General features: G+C 65.3%; 19 protein-coding genes. 10 read left to right on the top strand and 9 right to left on the bottom strand.

What is annotated here, in order from left to right:
- Window positions 1-5: 5 nt before the first annotated feature.
- Window positions 6-1,562 carry a murein biosynthesis integral membrane protein MurJ gene (murJ, locus tag AC07NT_RS03895; protein WP_498597740.1) on the bottom strand — a complete coding sequence of 519 codons (1,557 nt, stop codon included), beginning with the start codon at window positions 1,560-1,562 and terminating at the stop codon, window positions 6-8.
- Between the two features lie 117 nt (window positions 1,563-1,679).
- On the opposite strand from murJ, the gene rpsT reads away from it, so the two are divergent.
- Window positions 1,680-1,976, top strand: coding sequence for a 30S ribosomal protein S20 (gene rpsT / locus AC07NT_RS03890; protein ID WP_498597741.1), 297 nt, complete (start codon window positions 1,680-1,682; stop codon window positions 1,974-1,976).
- A 114-nt stretch (window positions 1,977-2,090) separates the two neighbouring features.
- On the opposite strand, the gene AC07NT_RS03885 is transcribed toward rpsT, so the two are convergent.
- Window positions 2,091-2,405, bottom strand: coding sequence for a DUF3579 domain-containing protein (locus AC07NT_RS03885; RefSeq protein WP_498597742.1), 315 nt, complete (start codon window positions 2,403-2,405; stop codon window positions 2,091-2,093).
- 263 nt (window positions 2,406-2,668) lie between these two features.
- On the opposite strand from AC07NT_RS03885, the gene AC07NT_RS03880 reads away from it, so the two are divergent.
- Genes AC07NT_RS03880 through AC07NT_RS03870 form a run of 3 tightly spaced genes read left to right on the top strand, consistent with a single transcriptional unit; the run spans window position 2,669 to window position 5,122 of the window.
- On the top strand, window positions 2,669-3,880 hold the full coding sequence (locus AC07NT_RS03880) for an aspartate aminotransferase family protein (RefSeq protein WP_498597743.1): 1,212 nt from the start codon (window positions 2,669-2,671) through the stop codon (window positions 3,878-3,880).
- Window positions 3,881-3,890: 10 nt separating this feature from the next.
- Window positions 3,891-4,811 (top strand): ornithine carbamoyltransferase, encoded by a 921-nt coding sequence (argF, locus tag AC07NT_RS03875; RefSeq protein ID WP_498597744.1) that lies wholly within the window; start codon window positions 3,891-3,893, stop codon window positions 4,809-4,811.
- Entirely contained in the window at window positions 4,811-5,122 is a 312-nt protein-coding gene (locus AC07NT_RS03870) for a YkgJ family cysteine cluster protein (RefSeq protein ID WP_498597745.1), read from the top strand. Before argF ends, AC07NT_RS03870 begins: the two co-directional genes overlap by 1 nt.
- Before the next feature lie 3 nt (window positions 5,123-5,125).
- Here AC07NT_RS03870 and AC07NT_RS03865 read toward each other — a convergent pair whose 3' ends face one another.
- Genes AC07NT_RS03865 through AC07NT_RS03850 form a run of 4 tightly spaced genes read right to left on the bottom strand, consistent with a single transcriptional unit; the run spans window position 5,126 to window position 11,377 of the window.
- Window positions 5,126-6,307, bottom strand: coding sequence for an FAD-dependent monooxygenase (locus tag AC07NT_RS03865; RefSeq protein WP_498597746.1), 1,182 nt, complete (start codon window positions 6,305-6,307; stop codon window positions 5,126-5,128).
- 30 nt (window positions 6,308-6,337) lie between these two features.
- Window positions 6,338-8,677 carry a DNA topoisomerase IV subunit A gene (gene parC, locus AC07NT_RS03860; protein ID WP_498597747.1) on the bottom strand — a complete coding sequence of 780 codons (2,340 nt, stop codon included), beginning with the start codon at window positions 8,675-8,677 and terminating at the stop codon, window positions 6,338-6,340.
- A 7-nt stretch (window positions 8,678-8,684) separates the two neighbouring features.
- The gene (locus AC07NT_RS03855) at window positions 8,685-9,410 is read right to left on the bottom strand and encodes a lytic transglycosylase domain-containing protein (protein ID WP_498597748.1); all 726 of its coding nucleotides are present in this window, start codon (window positions 9,408-9,410) and stop codon (window positions 8,685-8,687) included.
- Entirely contained in the window at window positions 9,410-11,377 is a 1,968-nt protein-coding gene (locus AC07NT_RS03850) for a DNA topoisomerase IV subunit B (RefSeq protein WP_498597749.1), read from the bottom strand. Before AC07NT_RS03850 ends, AC07NT_RS03855 begins: the two co-directional genes overlap by 1 nt.
- A 102-nt stretch (window positions 11,378-11,479) precedes the next feature.
- Here AC07NT_RS03850 and AC07NT_RS03845 point away from each other — a divergent pair, with 102 nt between their 5' ends.
- The 6 genes from AC07NT_RS03845 (at window position 11,480) to bamC (ending at window position 16,361) form a co-directional block, all read left to right on the top strand.
- A complete protein-coding gene (locus AC07NT_RS03845; protein WP_498597750.1) occupies window positions 11,480-12,700 on the top strand; it encodes an MFS transporter in 1,221 nt (406 codons plus the stop codon).
- Entirely contained in the window at window positions 12,697-12,825 is a 129-nt protein-coding gene (locus tag AC07NT_RS03840; protein ID WP_498597751.1) for a hypothetical protein, read from the top strand. Before AC07NT_RS03845 ends, AC07NT_RS03840 begins: the two co-directional genes overlap by 4 nt.
- Window positions 12,826-12,890: 65 nt before the next feature.
- Window positions 12,891-13,703, top strand: coding sequence for an SDR family oxidoreductase (locus tag AC07NT_RS03835; RefSeq protein WP_498597752.1), 813 nt, complete (start codon window positions 12,891-12,893; stop codon window positions 13,701-13,703).
- On the top strand, window positions 13,700-14,272 hold the full coding sequence (locus tag AC07NT_RS03830) for a class I SAM-dependent methyltransferase (protein WP_498597753.1): 573 nt from the start codon (window positions 13,700-13,702) through the stop codon (window positions 14,270-14,272). The genes AC07NT_RS03835 and AC07NT_RS03830 overlap by 4 nt, the downstream gene beginning before the upstream one ends.
- A 72-nt stretch (window positions 14,273-14,344) precedes the next feature.
- Window positions 14,345-15,241 carry a 4-hydroxy-tetrahydrodipicolinate synthase gene (gene dapA, locus AC07NT_RS03825; protein WP_498597754.1) on the top strand — a complete coding sequence of 299 codons (897 nt, stop codon included), beginning with the start codon at window positions 14,345-14,347 and terminating at the stop codon, window positions 15,239-15,241.
- Window positions 15,242-15,269: 28 nt separating this feature from the next.
- Entirely contained in the window at window positions 15,270-16,361 is a 1,092-nt protein-coding gene (bamC, locus tag AC07NT_RS03820; protein ID WP_498597755.1) for an NlpB/DapX family lipoprotein, read from the top strand.
- Between the two features lie 82 nt (window positions 16,362-16,443).
- Here bamC and AC07NT_RS03815 read toward each other — a convergent pair whose 3' ends face one another.
- The 3 genes from AC07NT_RS03815 to AC07NT_RS03805 form a co-directional block, all read right to left on the bottom strand.
- Entirely contained in the window at window positions 16,444-16,647 is a 204-nt protein-coding gene (locus AC07NT_RS03815; RefSeq protein WP_498597756.1) for a hypothetical protein, read from the bottom strand.
- Between the two features lie 209 nt (window positions 16,648-16,856).
- Entirely contained in the window at window positions 16,857-17,363 is a 507-nt protein-coding gene (locus AC07NT_RS03810; RefSeq protein ID WP_498597757.1) for a hypothetical protein, read from the bottom strand.
- The gene (locus tag AC07NT_RS03805) at window positions 17,353-18,486 is read right to left on the bottom strand and encodes a JmjC domain-containing protein (RefSeq protein WP_498597758.1); all 1,134 of its coding nucleotides are present in this window, start codon (window positions 18,484-18,486) and stop codon (window positions 17,353-17,355) included. Before AC07NT_RS03805 ends, AC07NT_RS03810 begins: the two co-directional genes overlap by 11 nt.
- Between the last annotated feature and the right edge of the window lie 3 nt (window positions 18,487-18,489).

Below are 18,489 nucleotides of genomic sequence, written 5' to 3'. Positions count from 1 at the left end.
CGTCCCTAGCGCTTCAGGAACTGCCGGAAGCGCAGGCCCGCAGCCCAGACCGCCCCCAGATAGATGACCGCCGCGCCCAGCACCATCAGCGCCAGCAAGGCAATGCGCAGGCCGGCCTGCGACTGCAGGCGTGTCCAGTCCCAGGCACCGGCCCCCCACATCAGGAACACCGTCAACAGGGCGGAGGCTGCCAGCACCTGCAGGCCGAACACGCCCCAGCCCGGCAAGGGCTTGTAGCTGCCGCGGCGCAACAGGCCGATCAGCAGCCACAGTGCGTTGACCAGGGCACCGATGCCGATGGCCAGCGCCAGCCCGGCGTGTGAGAACACCGGCACGAAGACAAGGTTGAGCAACTGCGTGATGACCAGCACGGCCATGGCGATCTTCACCGGCGTACGGATGTCCTGGCTGGCGTAATAACCCGGGGCCAGTACCTTGATGGCCACCAGCCCCAGCAGGCCCGCGCCATATCCCACGAGCGCCGTGCTCGTCTGCACCACATCACGGTCGGTGAAGGCACCATAGTGATAGAGCACGGCCACCAGCGGCTTGGCAAACGTCAGCAACGCCAGCGCGCAGGGCACCGTGAGCAGCACCACGACACGCAAGCCCCAGTCCAGCATGGCGGAGTATCTGGCCGTGTCATCGGCCGCCTTGGCCGAGGCCAGTTGCGGCATGAGCACCACGCCGATGGCCACGCCCAGCAGGGCGGTGGGGAATTCCATCAGCCGGTCGGCATAGGTCAGCCAGCTCACGCTGCCCGGCACCAGGTGCGAAGCGATCTGCGTGTTGATGATGGTGGAAATGTGCGCCACACTCACGCCCAGCAAGGCCGGCAGCATGAGACGGGCAATGTTCCTCGTCCCCGGATCAGCCCAGGCCGTTTTGATCGCAGCCCAGCCCAGGCCGAAGCGTGGCATGAGCCCCAGCTTTTTCAGCGCCAGCAGTTGCACGCCCAGCTGCAACACGCCGCCCAGCAGCACACCGCCGCCCAGCGCATAGATTGGCTCCACGCCCCGGCCAGCCAGCCAGGGGGCGCCCAGCCAGGCGGCGGCGATCATGGCCACGTTGAGCAGCACCGGCGTGGCCGCCGGCACCGCAAAACGCTTCCAGGTGTTGAGTACGCCCGCACACAGCGCCACCAGCGACATGAAGGCGATGTAGGGGAACATCCAGCGCGTCATCACCACCGCCGCCTCGAATCCCTGCGCCAGGCCGCTGGCCAGCACCCATACCAGCGCCGGCGCCAGCGCAACACCGATGACGCTGAGCCCCAGCAGCGCCCAGGCCAGCACCGTGGCCACGTGATCGATCAGCTGCCGCGTCTCTTCCTCACCTTGCTGCGTACGGGCGGCGGCCAGCACCGGGACAAAAGCCTGGCTGAAAGCCCCCTCGGCAAAGAAGCGGCGAAACAGGTTGGGAATACGAAACGCCACATTGAAGGCGTCCGTCATGGCGCTGGCGCCGAAGGTGGCCGCGATCAGCAGTTCGCGCACCAGCCCGGTGATACGCGAGGCCAGGGTCAGCAGGGAGACCGTCGAGGCGGCTTTGATAAGGCTCATCAAGGGGGAGTGTAGCCCGCCCGCCCAAGCCCGGAGTGCCCACTCACCCCCATCAAGCCGAAGTGCTACAATAGTCGGCTTTGCTGACATCATCCACAGACACAAGGAAACACTGATATGGCATCTGGAAAGCCGAAGAAAAAGAACCCGCGCCTGGCGTCGGGCCGTAAACGCGCACGTCAGGACGTGAAGCTGAATGCAGCCAACACCTCCCTGCGCTCCAAATACCGCACCGCCGTGAAGAACGTCGAAAAAGCCGTTCTCGCTGGCGACAAGACCAAAGCTGCCGAACTGTTCGGCAAGATGCAAGCCGTGGTGGACACCGTGGCCGACAAGGGCATCTTCCACAAGAACAAGGCTGCTCGCGACAAGAGCCGCCTGTCCGCCAAGGTCAAGGCCCTGGCCACCGCCTGAATCTCAGGCAAACAGCCCGGAGGGGCGCGTCCCCTCCGCCGTTTGTAACGGGTGCGCTGTCAGCAAAGCAAAAAAGCCGCTCATTGAGCGGCTTTTTTGTTGTCCATCCGGCATTCAGGCGATGGGCCGGCCCTGTCCGTCGCTCTCACGCACCTGCAGATTGTTGTCGCGCGCGAAATTGATGCAGAAATCCCAGGCCATGGGCTCGGCGTCGCGCAGCTCGCGGTTCACGATGACGCACTTGACGTTGTCGACCGAACTCGGAACACACCAGGGGGAATAGCCCAGATGGCTGCCGGGCTGCGGCCCGCCGGGCCGGAACTGGCTCATGACACCGGCCAGGCGCTCGGCCCAGTCACTGGGACGAAAAGCCTTGCCGGTCCGGGTGAGGCCGAGTATGAAGACTTCCTTGGTGGCGTTGGAGACCATGGGTTGGGACTCGGGCAGCGGACACGGGCTGGGTACAGCGGCTGGTCCGACAGCGGGTGGGTTGGCAGTATTGTATCTTATATAAGACTTAAGACCTCGTTCGCATGCCGCGAGCGGCGTCGTTGCGCGCAGTGTGACACCGCTGTGCATCCGCGGCCCGTTCCCACTTGCAAAAAGTGTGCGAACAGGCCCTAAAATCATGTCTCAACGGCCCAACCTGCGTTGGGCCGCCTTGTTTTGTGATCCCTACGGAGTGTGTAGCCATGAACGCCCCCGCCGCCAAGCCCGTCGAAGCCGCGTCCCCCCACGTGATGAACACTTACGGCCGCGTGCCGATCGCGCTGTCGCACGGCCAGGGCTGCCGCGTCTGGGACATCAACGGCAAGGAGTACCTCGATGCGCTGGCTGGCATCGCCGTCAACACCTTGGGGCACAACCACCCTCGTCTGGTGCCGGCCCTGCAGGAGCAGATCGCCAAGCTCATTCATACCTCGAACTATTACCATGTGCCCGGTCAGGAGCAGCTCGCGACCAAGCTGGTCGAGCTCTCGGGCATGAGCAATGCCTTCTTCTGCTCCACCGGTCTGGAGGCCAATGAAGCGGCCCTCAAGCTGGCACGCAAGTTCGGCCATGACAAGGGCATCGAGAAGCCCCAGATCGTGGTCTACGAAAAGGCCTTTCATGGCCGCTCCATCGCCACCCTGAGCGCCACTGGCAACGAGAAGGTGCAGAAGGGCTTCGGCCCGTTGGTGGAAGGTTTCATCCGTGTGCCGCTCAACGACATCGAGGCGCTCAAGAAGTCCACGGCCGGTAATCCCAATGTGGTGGCCGTGTTCTTCGAGACCATCCAGGGGGAAGGTGGCATCAACGCCATGCGCGCCGAATACCTGCAGCAGGTGCGCAAGCTCTGTGACCAGAACGACTGGCTGCTGATGATCGACGAGGTCCAGTGCGGCATGGGCCGTACCGGCAAGTGGTTTGCCCACCAGTGGGCCGGTATCGTGCCCGACGTCATGCCCCTGGCCAAGGGCCTGGGCTCGGGCGTGCCCATCGGCGCTGTCGTGGCGGGCCCCAAGGCCGCCAACATCTTTCAGCCCGGCAACCACGGCACCACTTTCGGAGGCAATCCGCTGGCCATGCGTGCCGGCATCGAGACCATCCGCATCATGGAAGAGGACCGCCTGCTGGAGAACGCCGCCAGGGTCGGTGCCCATCTGAAGGCGGCACTGGAGCGCGAACTGGGCAAGCTCCCCGGCGTCAAGGACATCCGTGGCCAGGGCCTGATGATTGGCGTGGAGCTGGCCAAGCCCTGCGGCGTGCTGCTGACCCGCGCGGCCGATGCCGGCCTGCTGATCAGCGTGACGGCCGACAGCGTGATCCGCCTGGTGCCTGCGCTCATCATGACCACGGCCGAGGCCGACGAAGTGGTGGGCCTGCTGGTGCCCCTGGTGAAGTCTTTCCTGGCCGAGGCCTGAGGGCAGTGCGATGACGGCAAGCAAGCTCAAGCATTACCTGAAATTCACCGACCTGAAGGCCGACGAATACGCCTACCTGTTCGGTCGTGCCGCACTGATCAAGAAGAAGTTCAAGGCCTACGAGAAGCACCAGCCCCTGGCGGACCGCACCCTGGCCATGATCTTCGAGAAGGCTTCCACACGCACGCGCGTAAGCTTCGAGGCCGGCATGTACCAGCTCGGCGGCAGCGTTGTTCACCTGACCACGGGCGACAGCCAGCTGGGCCGTGCCGAACCCATCGAGGACAGCGCCCGCGTGATCAGCCGCATGGTGGACCTGGTCATGATCCGCACTTTCGGACAGGACAAGATCGAGCGTTTCGCCGAGTATTCGCGCGTGCCGGTGATCAACGGCCTGACCAACGAATACCATCCCTGCCAGATCCTGGCCGACATCTTCACCTACATCGAGCACCGCGGCTCGATCGCGGGCAAGACCGTGGCCTGGGTCGGCGACGGCAACAACATGGCCAACACCTGGCTGCAGGCCGCCGAACTGCTGGGTTTCACAGTCCATGTCAGCACGCCTAGCGGCTACGAGATCGACCAGGCCGTGGCCGGTGCCAAAAGCGACTGCTACAAGGTCTTCAAGGACCCCATGCAGGCCTGCGCGGGCGCCGATCTGGTGACCACCGACGTCTGGACCAGCATGGGCTTCGAGGCCGAGAACGAGGCTCGAAAAAAGGCCTTTGCCGACTGGTGCGTGGACGCCGAGATGATGCGCTCCGCCAAGCCCGACGCCCTCTTCATGCACTGCCTGCCCGCGCACCGCGGCGAGGAGGTGGAAGCCGAGGTCATCGACGGCCCACAATCCGTCGTCTGGGACGAAGCCGAGAACCGGCTGCACGTGCAGAAGGCCTTGATGGAATATCTTTTGCTGGGCCAGCTCTGATGTCCGCCTGCACCAGCTGCGGCGCCTGCTGTTCCTGGTGCCGTGTTGACTTCTCCAGCTACGAACTCGATGAAAACGGCGGCCGTGTACCCACGGGCCTGACTGTCGAAGTCAACGGCAACACCGCCCGTATGCGCGGCACCGACCACTGGCCCCCGCGCTGTGCGGCACTGACCGGCAAGCTCGGCGAGAAGGTGGCTTGCGGCATCTATGAGTGGCGCCCTTCACCCTGCCGCGAGTTCGAGGAAGGCAGCGAGGGCTGCCATCGCGCCCGCGCCAAGGTAGGCCTGCCGCCCCTGCCTGAATCCTGAGCTTCAAGGCCCCTGGTAAAGCCAGGGCACATCCAGCAGGCGTTCGCCCAGCAGGCGCAGCGAAGCATCCCGCGCCCAGGCCGCAGGCCCCTCCAGGTGGAAGATCTCGCCATTACGGATGGAGCGGGCCTGCACCCGTGCACAGCGCTGCCAGCGGTTGAGGGCATACCGCTGCAGCAGCGTGGGCACGTCCAGCACACCGTCGACCAGCGCCACCTGGCGCGCCAGTTCCGCCGCGTCCTCGATGGCCATGCCGGCACCCTGGGCCAGATAGGGGCGCATGGGGTGGGCGGCATCCCCCAGCAGCGCCACATGGCCGCGTGCCATCTGCCCGGCTGCGGCTACAGGCGGGCGGTCGCACAGCACCCAGAGGCGCCAGTCCGGTATGGCCGCGATCAGGTCGCGCAAGGCCGCGCAGGTGTGGCCCAGTGCGACCTGCAGATCGGCCGCATTGGCACCATGGTCCCACTCCTCCAGGCTGCCCTGCACATGGCCGTGCACAATGGCCACCACGTTGAGCCAGTCGCCACCGCGCACGGGGTACTGCACCACGTGCAGGCGCGGGCCCAGCCAGGCCGTCACCTGCCGGCTGCGCTGTGCAGCGGGCAGGCTGGCCTGCGGCAGCATGGCCCGATAGGCCAGATGCCCGGCCACACGCGGAGGACCGTCATGGAGGAATTGCTCGCGCACCCGGCTCCACAAGCCATCGGCCGCGATCAGGGCATCGCCCTCGACGTCCAGGCCGTCGTCCAGGCTCAGGCCAACGGCACCATTCGTCTCGACATAGCGGTTCACCGTCTTGCCAGTGTGCAACCAGACCGCGTCGCGCTGCTGCAAGGCGTTCAGCAGCAACTGCTGCAGATCGGCACGGTGGATGGTGGCGTAGGGCGCGTCGTAGCGCCGCACCACGTCCTGCCCGAGGCGCAGGACGCCCAGCTCGCCCCCACTAAGGGCATGGCGCACCTGCAGCCTGTCGGGGAAGGCCGCCACCTGTCGCAGCGCGGCGTCCAGGTCCCAGCCCTGCAGCACGCGCACGACGTTGGGGCCCATCTGGATCCCGGCCCCAACTTCACCGAAGGTGTCGGCGCGTTCGTAGAGGCGGACATGGCAGCCGGCCCGTGAGCAGGCCAGCCCGGCCGCCAGACCGCCTATGCCGCCGCCCGCAATCAGTACATCGGTATGCATCGGGTCTGATTTTGCCCGATGCCTGGCGACTTACTCGACGCGGACCACCGAGGTCGGCTTGAAGCCCAGGTCTGCCGCCTTGCCTTTGCGGCCGCGCGCAGCGCGTGCGTTGTTAAGGCTGCGGATCTCCAGGGTCTCGTCGCGCTCCTTGCCACCGCGTCCCAGGCCCTCGATCTTCACGCTGCGCGTGTAGGCCGCCGCACCGGCCAGGGTGTCCTTGGGCTCCAGGTCGATCAGCATCAGGCCGCGCCCGCCGTTGGGCATGGGTTTGAGCTCGCTGATCTCGAAGCTCAGGATGCGCCCTCCCGTCGATGCGCAGACCACATGGGTGGCCGGCGGCTGCGGCGGCACATTGGCTGGCGAAGGCCGGCACACGGTGTCGTCATCGCCGCAGTTGATGAAGGACTTGCCGCCCTTCTGGCGTGAGCTCATGTTCTCCACGGTGGCCAGGAAACCGTAGCCCGAGGAGGTGGACAGCAACAGCCAGGCGCCCGGAGCGCCAGCGTAGTAATGCACCAGCTGCGTGCCGGCTTCCAGTTCGACCAGGGTGGTCACGGGCTGGCCGTCCCCCCGGGCACCGGGCAGGCTGGCGACAGGCACCGAATAGACCCGGCCCTTGTTGCCGAAGGCCAGCAAGGTATCCACCGTGCGGCATTCAAAGGTGCTGTACAGGCCGTCGCCGGCCTTGAAGGCAAAACTTGCGGCCTCATGCCCGTGGCCCTGGCGCGCGCGCACCCAGCCCTTTTGCGAGACGATGACTGTCACCGGCTCGTCGACGACCTTGACCTCGGCCACGGCTTTTTTCTCCGCCTGGATCAGGGTGCGGCGCGCATCGCCATAGACCTTGGCATCGGCCTCGATCTCCTTGACCATGAGGCGGCGCAGCGCTGCCGGGCTGCCCAGGATCTCTTCGAGTTTCTTCTGCTCTTCGCGCAGTTCCTTGAGTTCCTGCTCGATCTTGATCGCTTCGAGCCTTGCCAGTTGGCGCAGGCGGATTTCAAGAATGTCTTCGGCCTGGCGCTCGGAGAGCTTGAAACGCGCGATCAGCGCTGGCTTGGGTTCGTCCGAATTGCGGATGAGAGCGATGACCTCGTCGATCTTGAGCAGCACCAGCTGCCGGCCTTCGAGGATATGGATGCGCGCCAGCACCTTGTCCAGACGGTGCTGCGAACGGCGTTCGATGGTGCCCTGGCGGAAGGCAATCCACTCTTCGAGCATCTGGCGCAGGGTCTTCTGGGTCGGCCGCCCGTCCAGCCCCACCAGCGTCATATTGATCGAGGACGAAGTCTCCAGGCTGGTGTGCGCCAGCAGCGTTGTGATCAGTTCCTGCTGCTCGATCCGGCTGGTCTTGGGCTCGCAGACCAGGCGCACCGGCGCGTCCTTGCTGGACTCGTCACGCACCACATCGAGTACCGCCAGTACCGTGGCCTTGAGCTGGTTCTGCTCCTGGGTCAGTGCCTTCTTGCCGGCTTTGACCTTGGGATTGGTCAGCTCCTCGATTTCCTCAAGCACCTTCTGCGTGCTCACGCCTGGCGGCAATTCGGTCACGACCAGCTGCCACTGGCCGCGTGCGAGCTCCTCGATCTTCCAGCGCGCACGCACCTTGAGCGAGCCACGCCCCGTGCGGTAGGCCTCGGCAATGTCGCTGGCCGGGCTGATGATCTGGCCACCGCCCGGGTAGTCGGGGCCCGGCAGCAAATCGAACAGCTCGCCATCGGCCAGCTTAGGGGTCTTGATCAGGGCCACACAAGCGGCCGCTACCTCAGCCAGGTTGTGGCTGGGGATCTCGGTGGCCAGACCCACGGCAATGCCGCTGGCGCCATTGAGCAGGGTGAAAGGCAGACGGGCCGGCAGCTGTTTGGGTTCATCCGTGGAACCGTCGTAGTTAGGCTGGAAATCCACCGTGCCTTCGTCGATCTCGTCGAGCAACAGTGTGGAAATCTTGGCCAGGCGTGCCTCGGTGTAACGCATGGCGGCGGCGCCATCGCCGTCACGACTGCCGAAGTTGCCTTGTCCGTCGATCAGCGGGTACCGCTGCGCAAAATCCTGCGCCATGCGCACGAGGGCGTCATAAGCGGCCTGGTCACCGTGCGGATGGAAACGACCCAGCACATCCCCCACCACCCGCGCGCTCTTCACCGGCCTGGCCGCCGTGTTGCTGTTGGGTCCGCTGTAACCCAGGCCCATGCGCGACATCGAGTACAGGATGCGTCGCTGCACCGGCTTCTGGCCGTCGCAGACATCGGGCAAAGCCCGGCCCTTGACCACGCTGAGCGCGTATTCGAGGTAGGCGCGTTGCGCGTAATGGGCCAGGGTCAGGGCATCGTCGCCGGCCGGATCGGCCATGGGGTCTAGCGTGGTGGAGTCCATCGTGTCTTCAGTAATTCAAGGCCCAGTACGACATGGCATCGTCGATCCGGGTGGAAGCTTGTGCGGCACGCCAGGTCGGCGGCTTGAGAACGGCATACAAGGCCAGCACGGTACGCACGTAGTCTTGGGTCTCGCGGATGGGCGGCACTTGGTTGCCAGCCTTGCGCACCGTGCGCAGACCGGCGTTGTAGGCCGCCAGCGCCAGATCCGGGCGTTCAGGGAACTTGTTCAGCAGGCGGCGCAGGTGCTGGCTGCCGACCTGGATGTTGGTGCGCGCATCGGTCAACTGCCTCGCCACCGGTCGGCGCCGCATATCGGCCAGTCCATAACCACGCGCCGTGGCCGGCATGACCTGCATGAGGCCCACCGCCCCCCTGGGCGACACGGCGTCGGCATCAAAACCTGATTCGGTGGCGATCAGGGCCTGCAGCAATTCATAGTCGATATCGTGCGCGCGCGCGGCCTCGCGCAGCAAGTGGCGCACGGCCTTGTAGTCGGGCGAAATTTCGAAGAAGGCGTGCAGGCGCGTGGGCGCCATGGGCACGCCGCGCGCGCGTGTGGCGTCCTCGGGGGCCTCGTCGGAGAAATAGAGCTCGTAGCGCTCGTCCACGCGCTCGGTGGCGAAATGGGCCACGCCCTTTTCGTTGACATAGGCCCAGACGTCGGCACGCGCCGCGCTCTGCCCCAGCAGGAACAGCACGGCCAGCGCGGCAAAAACCGGGCGGATCAACATCAAATGTCCACCTCCACCGAATCCCCGTGCAATTCCATGAGCTCGCGGCGCGCAGCGGCCTCGCCCTTGCCCATGAGCTTGGTGATCTCGGTCTCGGTCTGCGCATTGTCGAAGGTGCCCAGGCGCACCTGCAACAGGCGACGCGTGTCGGGATTCAGCGTGGTCTCCCAGAGCTGCTCGGCATTCATTTCACCCAGTCCCTTGAAGCGGCTGATCTGGCAGCGCTCCTTGACCACCCCCTCCTTGGCGGACTTGTCCAGGATGGCGGTGAGCTCGCCCTCGTCCAGCGCATAGGCCTTGCTCGCGGCCTTCTTGCCCCGCGCCGGAATGTCCACGCGGAACAGCGGCGGGCGTGCCACATAGACATTACCGGCGTCGATGAGCTTGGGGAAATGGCGGAAAAAGAGCGTGAGCAGCAGCACCTGGATGTGGGAACCGTCCACGTCGGCATCACTCAGGATGCAGACCTTGCCATAACGCAGCCCACTCAGATCCGGCGTGTCGTCGGGGCCATGGGGATCGACACCGATGGCGACCGAGATGTCGTGAATTTCCGTGTTACCAAACAGGCGATCGCGCTCCACCTCCCAGGTGTTGAGCACCTTGCCGCGCAGAGGCAGGATGGCCTGGCTTTCCTTGTCGCGGCCCATCTTGGCGCTGCCGCCGGCCGAGTCGCCCTCTACCAGGAAGAGTTCGTTATGGGCGAGGTCGCGGCTTTCGCAGTCGGTCAGCTTGCCCGGCAGCACAGCCACACCCGAGCCCTTGCGTTTTTCCACCTTCTGGCCCGCGCGCTGGCGCGTCTGCGCGGCGCGGATGGCCAGCTCGGCCAGCTTCTTGCCGTACTCCACATGCTGGTTCAGCCAGAGCTCCAGCGTCGGGCGCACGAAGCTGGAAACCAGGCGCACGGCATCGCGCGAATTGAGCCGTTCCTTGATCTGCCCCTGGAACTGCGGGTCCAGCACCTTGGCGCTCAGCACGTAGCTGGCGCGGGCGAACACGTCTTCCGGCAACAGCTTCACACCCTTCGGTAAAAGGCTGTGCAGCTCGATGAAACTCTTGACCGCAGTAAAAAGGCCGTCACGCAGGCCGCTGTCGTGCGTACCGCCGGCGCTGGTGGGGATCAGGTTGACGTAGCTCTCACGCACCGGCGCGCCGTCTTCGGTGAAGGCCACGGCCCAGGCCGCGCCCTCGCCTTCGGCGAAGCTGTCGTTGTTCTCCGCGTACCCCTCGCCCTCGAAGAGCGGGATCACCGGGTCAGCAGGCAGCGACTGCATCAGGTAGTCACGCAGACCACCCTTGTAGAGCCAGGTCTGGGTCTCTTTGCTCTTCTCCACCGTCAACGTCACCGTCACGCCGGGCATCAGCACGGCCTTGCTGCGCAACAGGTGGGTGAGCTCGGCCATAGGCAGGGCGGCCGATTCGAAATACTTGGCATCGGGCCAGGCGCGCACTGTCGTGCCTTGCTTGCGGTCTCCCGCAGCCTGGGCCCGGGTGCTGAGCTTTTCCACGACGTCGCCGCCCGAAAAGGCCAGCGTCGCCACCTTGCCCTCGCGGTAGGTGCTGACCAGCAAACGCTTGGACAGGGCATTGGTGACCGACACGCCCACGCCATGCAGGCCGCCCGAGAAGCTGTAGGCCCCGCCCTGTCCCTTGTCGAACTTGCCGCCGGCGTGCAGTCGCGTGTAGACCAGCTCGATCACCGGGGCCTTTTCCTCGGGATGCAGGCCGAAGGGGATGCCGCGGCCATCGTCCTCGACGCTGACCGAACCATCGGCATGCAGGGTCACTGCGATCTTCTTGCCGTGGCCGGCCAGGGCCTCGTCCGCCGCGTTGTCCAGCACTTCCTGGATGATGTGCAGTGGATTGTCCGTCCGGGTGTACATGCCTGGACGCTGCTTGACCGGCTCCAGCCCTTTCAGGACGCGGATCGAGCCTTCGGAATATTCAGGGGTAGGTTTGACAGCCATGGCGCGGAATTGTAGACCCAGTCACCCGGATAGCTGGATAAACATACAGTTACAACTTAACCCTCACCGGCAAATCAGGAGCGAATTGGCTACAGTGCAACGATGAGCACACATAGCAACAAGAAACTCTCCATGGCCCAGGTCCTGATCTGCGGCGCCGCCATCGTCACACTCTCCATGGGCATACGCCACGGCTTCGGTCTCTGGCTGCAACCCGTCACCCAGACCCAGGGCTGGACCCGTGAGACCTTCGCCATGGCCATGGCCATCCAGAACCTGACCTGGGGCCTGGCTGGCATCTTCGCCGGCATGCTGGCCGACAAGTTCGGTGCCTTCAAGGTCATCATCGCTGGCGCCATCCTCTACGCCCTGGGCCTGATCGGCATGGCCAACGCGCCCACGCCCCTGCTCTTTGCGCTGAGCTGCGGCGTGCTGATCGGCGTAGCCCAGGCCGGCACCACCTATGCCGTGATCTACGGCGTGATCGGTCGCAACGTGAGTCTGGAGAAACGCTCCTGGGCCATGGGCGTGGCCGCAGCAGCAGGCTCCTTCGGCCAGTTCCTCATGGTGCCGGTCGAGGGCTTCCTCATCAGCAGCCTGGGCTGGCAACAGGCGTTGATGGCGCTGGGCATGGCGGCCCTGCTCATCATTCCGCTGGCCTGGGGCCTGCACGAACCTAGTTTTGCCGCCGGCACGGCGCCCAAGCGCGAGCAGTCCATCCTGCAGGCCCTGCGCGAGGCCTTCGCCTATCCCAGCTTCCAGCTGCTGATGGCAGGTTATTTCGTCTGCGGCTTCCAGGTGGTCTTCATCGGCGTGCACATGCCCAGTTATCTGAAAGACCACGGCCTCTCGCCCCAGGTGGCCAGTTATTCGCTGGCGCTGATCGGCCTGTTCAACGTCTTCGGGACTTATATCGCCGGCACCCTGGGCCAGCGCCTGGCCAAAAAGAACATCCTGGCCTTCATCTACTTTGCCCGCTCCATCGCCATCACGGTCTTCCTGCTGGTGCCGCTCACACCCATGAGTGTCTACATCTTCTCCGCCGTCATGGGTGTGTTGTGGCTGTCCACCGTGCCGCCCACCAATGCCATCGTGGCCCAGATCTTCGGCGTGGCCCATCTCTCCATGCTCGGTGGTTTCGTCTTCTTCAGCCACCAGGTCGGCTCATTCATGGGCGTCTGGCTGGGCGGTTACCTCTACGACAAGACGGGCAGCTACGACATCGTCTGGTACATCGCCATCGGGCTGGGCGTTGCCGCCGCCCTGGTCAACCTGCCGGTACGCGAGGCCGCGATCCGGCGACCCGAGGTGGCCCGCGCATGAAAAAGACCACACGCCAGTTGATTGCCTGGGCCTCGGCCCTGCTGTTGCTGCTGGCCGTGTTCGCGCTCTACACACGACCGGACTTCCTGCTGACCCTGGCCGACCAGCTCTGGGCCTGTTTCTGATCAGGACAATCCCGCCCCCGGCGGGGGACGGCGCATGGCAAACTCGGCCCATGAAGACCGAGACCATGAAAACCTTCATCATCACCGGCGCCTCCGACGGCATCGGCGCAGAACTGGCACGCCAGCTGGCGCAACGGCACGGCGCCGGCGCTGGCCTGGCGTTGGCCGCGCGCAAGGAAACCCAGCTTGAGGAAGTGGCCAGAGAGTGCCGCAGCCATGGCAGCGAGGTGCTGGTCGTGCCGACGGATGTGACCGACCCCGCCCAATGCCGTACCTTGATCGAGCGCAGCGTGGAACGCTTCGGCTGGCTCGATGCGCTGGTCAACAACGCCGGCGTCTCGGCCCAGGCCCTGTTCGAACAGGTCCAGCCGGAAGACCTGGGCTGGTACGAAGACCTGATGCGCGTGAATCTCTGGGGCAGCGTCTGGTGCACACACGCCGCCCTGCCCCACCTCAAGGCCAGCCGCGGCCAGGTGGTGGCCGTCTCGTCCCTGGCCGGCCTGATCGGCGTGCCAGGGCGCACGGCCTACAGCGCCAGCAAATTCGCCATGAGCGGTTTTTTCGAAGCACTGCGCGCCGAGCTCAAGCCGGCCGGCGTGGCCGTGACCACGGCCTACCCCGGTGTGGTCGCCACCCAGATCCGCTACCGTGGCCTCAATGCGGCGGGCGTTGCCGCCGGCTCGAGCGGCCTGAAAGAAGACGACGCCATGCCGGTCGAGGTCTGCGCACGTCTCATCCTTGACGGCATGGCGCGGCGCCAGCGTGAAGTGGTCATGAGCAGCAAGGGCAAGCTGGGGCGTTACCTCAAGCTGCTGGCCCCCGGCCTGGTGGAGCGCATGGCCCTGGCTGCGCTCAAGGACGAGGTCAAGCCGAAATGAGCCTGCCCCCCGTGCACGGCACGGAGGCGCCTTCGGCCTGGGTCCGGCGCTGGTCGCATCTGGTCCGTCCGGGAGGCGACGTGCTGGACGTGGCCTGCGGCCATGGCCGCCACCTGCGCTGGTTCGCGAGGCACGGCCACCCGGTGACCGGTGTGGACCGCTCACCCGAGGCCATCGCTGCCGTGGCTACCCTGGGCAAGGCGGTGCAGGCCGACATCGAAAACGGCCCCTGGCCCCTGCTGCGGGACGGCCAGCCCCAGACCTTCGACGCCGTAGTCGTCACCAATTACCTCTGGCGCACCCTGTTCCCCGTGCTGCTGCAAAGCCTGGCACCGGGTGGCCTGCTGATTTACGAAACCTTTACCGCAGGCAACGAGACCGTGGGCAAACCCTCGCGCCCGGATTTCCTGTTGCGACCCGGTGAGCTGCTGGAGGTCTGCAGCACCCTGCGCATCGTGGCCTATGAAGACGGTTATCTGGCTGCACCGGAGCGTTATGTGCAGCGCATCACAGCCGTGCGCGAGACGGGTCTGTCCACGGATGGCGCACCCGCGCGTTATCCACTCTGAGGCTGGGCCCCCAGGGCCGGGCTCCACCCTCGGTAGAATGCTTCTTTGGCCTGAACTTAACTCTCTGCGGACATGACCTCCTCCCATCGCCAGATCACCGGCAGCATCGTCGCCCTCGTCACCCCCCTGCACGAGGACGGTAGCGTCGACTACCCCACGCTGCGCAAACTGATCGACTGGCACATTGCCGAGGGCACGGACTGCATCGGCGTGGTCGGCACCACGGGTGAATCGCCCACCGTCAACGTGGACGAGCACTGCGAAATCATCCGCGTCTCGGTCGAACAGGCCAAGGGCCGGGCACCCATCATGGCCGGTTGCGGCGCCAATTCCACGGCCGAGGCCATCGAACTGGCCCGGTTCGCCAAGAAGGTCGGCGCCGACTGCCAGCTGCAGGTCGTGCCCTACTACAACAAACCCACCCAGGAAGGCCAGTACCTGCACTTCAAGGCCATCGCCGAAGCCGTCGGCGATCTGCCCATGGTGCTGTACAACGTGCCCGGCCGTACCGTGGCCGATATGGCGCACGACACCGTGCTGCGCCTGACCCAGGTGCCAGGCATCGTCGGCATCAAGGAAGCCACGGGCAATATCGAACGCGCGCAGTGGCTGATCCGCGAAGTCCCCAAGGGCTTCGCCATCTACTCGGGCGACGATCCGACCGCCGTGGCCCTGATGCTGTGCGGCGGCCAGGGCAACATCAGCGTGACAGCGAATGTGGCCCCGCGCCAGATGCACGAACTTTGCGTGGCCGCCATGGCCGGTGACGTGAAGCGCGCCATGGACATCCAGTTCAAGCTCATGCCCCTGCACAAACAGCTCTTCGTCGAACCCAACCCCATCCCGGTCAAGTGGGCCATGCAACGCATGGGCCGCTGTGGCGGCACCCTGCGCCTGCCCATGACGCCGCTGACGGCGGCCAACCAGCCCGTGGTCGAAGCGGCGCTGCGCGCGACCGGCCTGATCTGAACCCTACTGTTCCCCAAGGAAATTGCCGGTGAAGCTTGTTTCGAAACTGGCCCTGTTGGGCCTGCCGCTGGCGCTGGTCGCCTGCTCCACGTTGGATGGCGACAAGGTCGACTACAAGGCTGCCACCAAGGCGCCTTCGTTGTCGGTGCCGCCGGACCTGACACAGTTGCCGCGTGACACCCGTTATGTCACACCGGGCAGCACGGTCAGCGCCACTGGCTACCAGAACGCCACGAACGCCGCACAGGGCGTCGCGGCCAATGCGATCGCGGTAGCAGCCTATCCCGGCATGCGCATCGACGGTGTCGGCGGACAGCGCTGGCTCGTGGTGGACCAGCCCGCCGAAAAGCTCTGGCCCCTGATCAAGGAGTTCTGGCAGGAAACGGGGATGACCCTGATCCTGGAACAGCCCCAGCTGGGCATCATGGAAACCGACTGGGCCGAAAACCGCGCCAAGCTGCCGCAGGATTTCATGCGCCGCACCTTTGGCAAGATCATCGGCGCCGTGTTCTCCACCAATATGCTGGACAAGTACCGTACCCGCCTGGAGCGCAATGCCGCCGGTGGCACCGAGATCTACATCAGCCAACGCGGCCTGGAAGAGGTCTATACCGACGCCAGCAAGGAAAAACTGGCCTGGCAGCCGCGCGCGACTGACCCCGAAGTGGAAGTGGAGATGCTGCGCCGTCTGATGATCAAGCTCGGCGCACCCAGCCAGCAAGCCGACCAGCAGGTTGCCGTGGCGCCCCGCCGGACCTCGCGTCTGGACCAGCGTGACGGCCAGCCCGTGGTGTTCGTCAGCGAAGGTTTTGACCGCGCCTGGCGCCGTGTCGGCCTGACGCTGGACCGCACCGGTTTCACGGTCGAGGATCGCGACCGCAGCCAGGGCATCTATTTCGTGCGCTACGTCGAACCCAAGAAACCTGGTGAGGAAGAACCCGGCTTCTTCACGCGCATGTTCAGTGCGACCCCGAAGGACAAGACCCCGCAAAAGTACCGCATCACGGTCAGCGGCCAGGGTGACAGCAGCACCGTCACCGTGCTCAATGCCGAAGGCACGCCTGAAGTCTCGGACAACGCCCAGCGCATCCTGCAGGTGATCACCGACGACCTGCGCTGAGAGCCTGTTCGCGGTCTCGCAAGGGCCGCGCGGGCACAAAAAAAGCCACCGCGAGGTGGCTTTTTTTCTGGCGGGACAAGAATTACTTCTTGGCCGGCTCAGCAGCAGCAGGAGCAGCGGCCGGAGCAGCAGCAGCGGGAGCCGAGGCGTCAGCAGCGGGAGCGGGAGCAGCGGCCGGAGCAGCAGCAGCGGGAGCGGCGGCGGGAGCAGCAGCTTCTTCCTTCTTGCCGCAAGCGGCCAGGGCAGCGGCGGCGATCACGGCGGCCAGAACGAGAGTCTTGTTCATGTTGATATATCTGATTAAAAGTTGAAGACAATTTCCGGAAATTGCCAGCACGGTGAACCGCACTGACCAAGCAGGCTCGCTTACACAAAGCTTGCTTGGCGAAAAATTATATGGCGGATTTGATGCCACATTGCGAAATAAATAGGGCTAACCCTTAGGGCATGCCCGAAAGGCCCCACCAAACAGTCCGGGCATGCCTGGAGCCCCGTTTAGAGTCCAAGCACCGAGGCCGGGAAACCCGGTGTGCTGTCGCGCCGCCATTCGTCGAGCAGTTGACGCAACTCGACGCGCCGGGTCGCGGCGCTGTCACACAGCAGCACGTCGCGTTCGGGGTCGATGCGCTGCATCACCCAGGCCGGCGTCCAGAGCGCGCTCGGGAAAGCCAGGGCATCGCCAGAGCGACAGACGCGGCACTCGATGATGTGGTCCCAGGTCTGGCGCCATTTCACAAAGCGCGCATGCTGGCGCATCACCCCCGCGTAATCCATGCCCAGCATGACAAAACGGCGCCCGCCGCGTGACCAGGCCTGCAACGATTCGACCACGGCCCGCTCGCCCAGGGGCCAGTCGGCGTAATTGGCGTCACACAGGATCAGTTCGTTCCAGCCTTCGCGGGCAGCGGCTTGCAGCACATCGCGCACGGCCTGCGTGAACACGCTGCGCCCCTGCAGCCGTCCCTGCGGCAGTAAGCCGGTCGTGGGCTCTTCAGCAGGCATGGGCCCACCCGTCCTCGCACCAGGACTGCAGCAGTTCTCGTGCCGCCTTGCTGGCGCGGGCCACCTCGGCCGCACTCAGGCCGCGCTGGTCGGCCAGGCCTTGCATCAGCAAGGCGTCGCGCCCTGCGGCGCGGTAGCTCTCCCCGTTGATGAATACGTGGTGGTCGTCGTAGAGCATGCGCGTGCGCCGGTCCAGCGTCACACCCCAGCGCCCTCTGGGCAGGGCCCCCGACTCGAACCAGACATGCGCCTTGGGTTCGCTCAGGGTCTCACCCAGGGCACGCGCCAGGGCCAAGGGATCCTTCAGCACCTGCTGCAGGGCCTGGCGGGCAAAACGCGTCATGTCGGCCGGCATGGCGGCAGGTGTGGGTACGGCAGGCTGCTTGGGATCACGATAGAACGCCTCCCCTCCCGCCTCGGAGGCATCCTCGGCCAGGCGCTGCAGCAGGTCCTGGGCCAGTTCACCTGCCTTGGGCGAACGGAAGCCGATGGAATAGGTCATGCAGTCGTTCCCCACGGCCACCCCGTCATGCGCATAGTGGGGCGGCAGGTAAAGCATGTCACCTGGCTCCAGCACGAACTCCTGTTCGGGCTGGAAATTCGCCAGGATCTTGACCGGCATATTGGGCTTGAGGCTCAGGTCCTGCTGGCGACCGATACGCCAGCGCCGCTGGCCATGGGCCTGCAGCAGGAAGACGTCGTAGTTGTCGAAATGCGGCCCCACGCCCCCGCCCTCGCTGGCGTAGCTGATCATCAGATCGTCCAGTCGCGCATCGGGGATGAAACGGAAACGGTTCATCAACTCGTGAATGGCATCACTGTGCAGATCCACCCCCTGCACCAGAAGGGTCCACTCGGGCGTCTTGAGCGCCGGCAGGGCACGGCGCGCGAAGGGCCCTCGCTGCAGGCTCCAGGCCTCCTTGCCACGCGCGTGCTGCAGCATGACCAGGCGCGACTCCACCTCCTCCCGCCCGGCCAGCTCGAACAGCTCGCTGCGCGCCAGCAGCGGTGCAAAGCCGGGTATGGCCTGGCGCACCAGCAAGGGCTTCTTGTGCCAGTGACGCTTCATGAAGACTTCGGGGCTCAGGCCACCCAGCAGGGGCAAGGGCTTTTTCACATCCATGGC

Source organism: Hylemonella sp. GW821-FHT10B10 (assembly GCF_059415585.1).
The sequence above is the reverse complement of the archived record's forward strand: the minus strand, read 5'-3'. Positions and strand labels throughout refer to the sequence as shown.